The organism is Aeromicrobium sp. Leaf272 (assembly GCF_001422865.1).
Lineage (GTDB): Bacteria > Actinomycetota > Actinomycetes > Propionibacteriales > Nocardioidaceae > Aeromicrobium.
In genome coordinates, this window is the sequence record NZ_LMMY01000011.1 from 387542 (window position 1) to 392748 (window position 5207).

Below are 5207 nucleotides of genomic sequence, written 5' to 3' on the forward strand. Positions count from 1 at the left end.
GCCGAGGGCCACGGCCAGGTCGTCGCCGAGCGCCAGTCCGTTGAGGGCGCGACCCAGCAGCATCGCCACGACGATGCCGGCCACCAGGAACGGGTAGGTCTGCTCGAGCACCGGAAGGTACCGGCCGCTGAGGGAGCCGACCTGCCAGAAGCGCAGCTCGTTGAGCGCGCCGACGTCGGTCATGGTGATGCCGGTGGTGACGGAGTAGAGCGCGGCACTCACGGCGGCGCCGGAGAGCGCGAGCTTCACCGGCGTGGCTCCCTCGCGGCCGAACGACGCGACGCCGTAGACCACCACGGTGGCGATGCCGGCCCCCGCGAAGCCCACCCACACCGACGCGGACTGGCTGATGCCGTCGAGGACCATGACGGCCACGACGATGCCGGTGGCCGCACCCATGTTGATGCCCATGATCCCGGGGTCGGCGAGGGGGTTGCGCGTGACGCCCTGCAGCAGCGCACCCGCGAGGCCGAGGGCCGCCCCGACGAGCAGGCCGAGCAGGGTGCGCGGAACCCGCAGCTCCCGGATGACCGTCTGCTCGGCCGACGCCCGGTCGTAGTCGGTGAAGGCCGTCCAGATCGTGCCCAGACCCACGCCGCGTGCCCCGATGGTGATGCTGACGAACGTGACGACCGCGAGCACCCCGAGCAGCACGAGCACGCCCACGCCGAGGCCCGCCGCCGACCGGTGCCGGGGCGCGGGCGCCTCGGTCGACGTCGAGCGCTGGAGCGTGGTGCTCACGTGAGGTCCGGGTCGGCCTTCTCGACCACGTCGCTGAGGATGTCGAGCTGCTCGGCGTAGGCGCGGTACGTGCTGATCCAGAAGGCGGGCCACGGGGTGACCGCCCCGGCCTCGGCAGCCTTGACCTTCGTCCACGTGGGCTGCTTCGCGACGATCTTCATGGCCTGGTCGTAGGTGCGGTCGTCCATGAGGATGAGGTCGGGCTGGTACTTGTCGGCGTTCTCCCACGACAGGTTCTCCCAGTACGGGAAGTCCGGGTCCGGGGAGTCCGGCACGGTGATGTCGAGCCCGTAGCGGCTGAAGTCGGCCAGCTCGGCGGAGTGCTTCGGCACCGCGACGTAGAGCAGGTCGTCGGCGGGCGAGACGCCGAGGACGGACAGGCCCTCGGCCTTCGCCACGGTGTCCTTGAACCGGTCGCGCGCCGCCTCGAACGTGGCCTTGTCGGTGGCGATCTGCTCGGAGTCGAGGTCGGCGCCCAGGGACTCGGAGAGCTCCTCGAAGCCGTCGAGCATCTCCTCGACCGACTGGTCGGCGGTGGGCCCGACGACCTGGGCGAGCTTGCCGNGCTTCAGCGCCGCGGCCTTCTCGGCGTCGATCGTGCCCCAGGTCTCGCCGAGGATCGGGATGCCCGACACGTCGACGCCCTCGAGCGCCTTCGTGTCCTCGAGCGGCTGGTTGATGAAGATGCCGACCGGCTCGATGCCGTGTGCGATGAGCGCGGCGGCGGCCTCACCCTGCGCGATGATCCGCTCGGGCATCTTCTCCGCGGTGTAGGTCTTGCCGTCGCCGGAGGNNNNCACGAGGGCGGCCGCGGCGGCCAGGACGATGGGGGGACGCAGGGTCATCGGGAGTCCTTTCGGGGACGATTCCGAAGGACACACTAACTTAGGCAAGCCTCATCTCTGCAAGCGACGTGAGAGCCGTCACGTCCCGGGCCCCGTCCCGGAACGCGTCGACTCAGGAGTCGGCGCGCACCAGCCGGTCGGCCTTCTTGTCCGCCCAGTACTGGCGCACCTCCCGGCGCACCACCGGCAGGAGCAGGNAACACGGTGAACACGCAGAAGATCACCTGGAAGAGTCGCTCGGTGAGCTGCGAGCGGCCGAACAGGTGCGTCCAGGCCTTCTGCGTGTAGTAGGCCCACGTGATGAGGGTCGAGAAGGCGAACAACGCCACCGCGATCGCCAGCACGTACGGGAACCACGGAACGACCGTCTCGAACGCGTCCGACGTGAGCACCACGCCGTCGGGGTTCGGCGAGTCGCCGGCGGCCACCGCGGCCTTGCCGTCGAGCCAGCTCTGCGGCTCGGCGATGACGATGACGAGCGCGGTCATGGTGCAGATGATCACGGTGTCGATGAACGGCTCCAGGAGCGCCACGAAGCCCTCGCTCGCCGGACGGCTCGTCTTGACCGCCGAGTGGGCGATGGGCGCCGAGCCGACGCCGGCCTCGTTCGAGAACGCCGCACGCTGGAAGCCGATGATCAGCACGCCGACGACACCGCCGGTCACGCCCTCGGGCGAGAACGCACCGCCGATGATCTGGCCGAACGCGTCGGGCAGGTTGGTGATGTTCGCGCCGATCACCACGAGGCAGGCGGTGACGTAGACGATGGCCATGGCGGGCACCAGCTTCTCGGTCACCCGGCCGATCGACTTGATGCCGCCGATGATCACGAGGCCGACGAGCAGCGCGAGGACGATGCCGAACGCGAGCGCCGCACCGTCGGAGCCGAGGAAGCCGTCCTCGCCGCCGGTCACGTTCTTGGCCTGCGCGTAGGTCTGGTTGGCCTGGAACATGTTGCCGCCGACGGCACCGAAGAAGAAGATCGCGACGGCGAAGACGCCGGTCAGGACCGTGGCCACTGCCGCACCGAACCGCTCGAACGCGATGGGCAGGTAGCGGAAGGGACCACCGCTGACGGTGCCGTCCTCGTGCTCCACGCGGTACTTCACGCCGAGCGTGCACTCCACGAACTTGGTGGCCATGCCGAGCAGACCCGCCACGATCATCCAGAAGGTCGCACCTGCACCGCCCAGGGTCACCGCGACGGCGACACCGGCGATGTTGCCCAGACCCACCGTGCCGGACACCGCCGACGCGAGCGCCTGGAAGTGCGAGACCTCGCCCGGGTCGTCCTTGCTGCCGAACTTGCCACGCACCAGCTCGATCGCGTGTCCCACCCCCCACGTCTGCGGGCCGCGGAAGGCGATGGTGAAGACCAGTGCGCCCGCCACGAGCCAGAAGACGATGAGCGGGAACGCGATCCCGCCGATCGTCAGCTCGAAGAAGATGATGCTCGAGACGACGTCCGCTGCAGGAGCGAAGAATCCGTCGATGGCCCGTTCGATGCCGGTGACGTCCATCGGGCCACTTCAACGGAAGTGGCTACGTCACGCAAGTCCTACACCGGATCGTCACCTCATGACGAGGCCCCCACGACCGCAGGGTCGTGGGGGCCTCGTCGAGGTGTGGTCAGGCGAACTTCTCGCCGTTCTTCGCCTTCTCCAGCAGCAGCGCCGGGGGCTCGAAGCGGTCGCCGTAGGTGGCGGCCAGCTCCTGCGCGCGACGCGTGAACGCCTCGACGCCGATCGATCCGTCGGCAGCCTCGTAGCCGTTGACGTACTGGATCGCGCCACCCTGCAGGGCCGGGAAGCCGATGCCGAAGATGGAGCCGATGTTCGCGTCGGGCACCGTGCGCAGCACGCCCTCCTCGAGGCACTTGATCGTCTCGAGGCTCATGCGGAACGTCAGACGCTCCTTGAGGTCCTCGAAGTCGGGCTGCGTCTCGGCCGTCGGGAACTGCTCCCGCAGGCCCGACCAGAGGCCGACGCGCTTGCCGTCCTCGTAGTCGTAGAAGCCCGCACCCTTCAGGCGGCCCGGCCGGCCCAGCTCGATCATCGTGTCGATGATCTGCTCGCCCGGGTCGGAGACCCACGTGCCGCCCTCGGCCTCGACGGCCGCCTTGGACTCGTTGCGGATCTTCGTCATCAGCTCGAGGTTGAGCTCGTCGCTGAGCTGGAGCACCGGCGCGGGGAAGCCCGCGATGGTGGTGGCCCGCTCGATGGAGACCGGGTCGACGCCCTCGGACAGCATGCCGATGCCCTCGTTGACGAAGGTGCCGATGACGCGGCTGGTGAAGAAGCCGCGGCTGTCGTTGACGACGATCGGCGTCTTGCGGATCTGCTGCACGTAGTCCAGCGCGCCGGCGATCGCGGCGTCGTCGGTCTGCTCACCGGCGATGATCTCCACGAGCGGCATCTTGTCGACCGGGGAGAAGAAGTGGATGCCGATGAAGTCCTGCGGACGCTCCACCCCCTCGGCCAGGCCGGTGATGGGCAGCGTCGACGTGTTCGAGCCGAGCAGGGCGTCGGGCTTGACGACCTTCTGGATCTCGCCGAAGACCTCGTGCTTGAGCTTGACCGACTCGAAGACGGCCTCGACGACGAGGTCGCAGCCCTCCAGGTCGGCGTAGTCGTCGGTGGGCGTGATGCGCGCGAGGAAGGCGTCGACCTTCTCCTGCGTGGTGCGACCGCGCTCGAGCTTCTTGGCCAGCAGCTTCTCGCTGTAGGCCTTGCCCTTCTCGGCCGCCTCGCGCGNCGGCGACCTTGGTGAACTTCTTGGGCTCCACGCCCGCCGGACGCGAGCCACCGGCGTTGATCGAGCCGAGGTCGAAGAAGAACGCCTGCGTCATGTTCTTGAACTGCTGGCCGACGAGGAGCTCCACCAGGTAGCGGGACTCGATGCGGCTCGCGGTCTCGAAGTCGACCTGCGCACCCTCGACGGCAGCCGCGAGGATGTTGCGCGGCGCCTTGTAGGGCGCGCCCTTGGTCTGCTTGCGCAGCATGGCCGGGAACGCGGGCAGGTTGGCGGCCAGCTTCGGGTTCGACGGGGTCCCACCGGGCATGCGGTAGCCCTGGCGGTCCCACGGCTGCGTGGCCGCGTCGGCGTCGCCCTGGACCGACTCGATCCACGCCTTCGCTGCGGAGAGCAGCTCGTCGGCGGGGACGATCTCGTCGATGAGGCCGATCTCCTTGGCCTTGGCCGGCTGCATGCGCGGACCCTGGAGCAGGATGTTCATGAGCGCGTCCTGCAGGCCGAACATGCGCACGGTGCGGGTCACGCCTCCGCCGCCGGGCAGCAGGCCGAGGGTCACCTCGGGCAGGCCGACCTCGAGCCGGACGTCGGCCGCGATGCGGTGGTGGGCCGCGAGCGCGATCTCCAGGCCACCGCCGAGCGCGGCGCCGTTGATGGCGGCGACGACGGGCTTGCCGGAGGTCTCGAGCTTGCGGAGCGTGGCCTTGATGCCCTCCACGTTGTCGAACAGCTTCTGCGCGTCGGCCGGGGTGGCCTGCGTCATCAGCTTGAGGTCGCCACCGGCGAAGAAGGTCTTCTTCGCCGAGGAGATGATGACGCCCTTGACGGCGTCGGCGTCCTTGGCGATGTCGTCGACCAGACGGTCGACGG

Annotated in this window: 3 protein-coding genes and 2 pseudogenes; all 5 read right to left on the minus strand. The window is 69.2% G+C overall.

Features of this window, described 5'->3' with window-relative positions:
* A partial coding sequence (locus ASF38_RS17175) for an iron ABC transporter permease (RefSeq protein ID WP_235497575.1) occupies window positions 1–741 on the minus strand: 741 nt, incomplete at its 3' end.
* The coding region (locus ASF38_RS19755; protein WP_369815182.1) for an ABC transporter substrate-binding protein at window positions 738–1305 on the minus strand (568 nt) is incomplete at its 5' end. The genes ASF38_RS17175 and ASF38_RS19755, both read right to left, overlap by 4 nt.
* 479 nt (window positions 1306–1784) lie before the next feature.
* A pseudogene (locus ASF38_RS19760) lies at window positions 1785–3106 on the minus strand (alanine/glycine:cation symporter family protein); the annotation flags it as partial.
* Window positions 3107–3215: 109 nt separating this feature from the next.
* Complete coding sequence (locus tag ASF38_RS19310; RefSeq protein ID WP_369815188.1) at window positions 3216–4298, minus strand: 3-hydroxyacyl-CoA dehydrogenase family protein; 1083 nt, start codon at window positions 4296–4298, stop codon at window positions 3216–3218.
* 42 nt (window positions 4299–4340) lie between these two features.
* Window positions 4341–5196 (minus strand): annotated as a pseudogene (locus ASF38_RS19315) (enoyl-CoA hydratase/isomerase family protein); the annotation flags it as partial.
* Window positions 5197–5207: the final 11 nt, after the last annotated feature.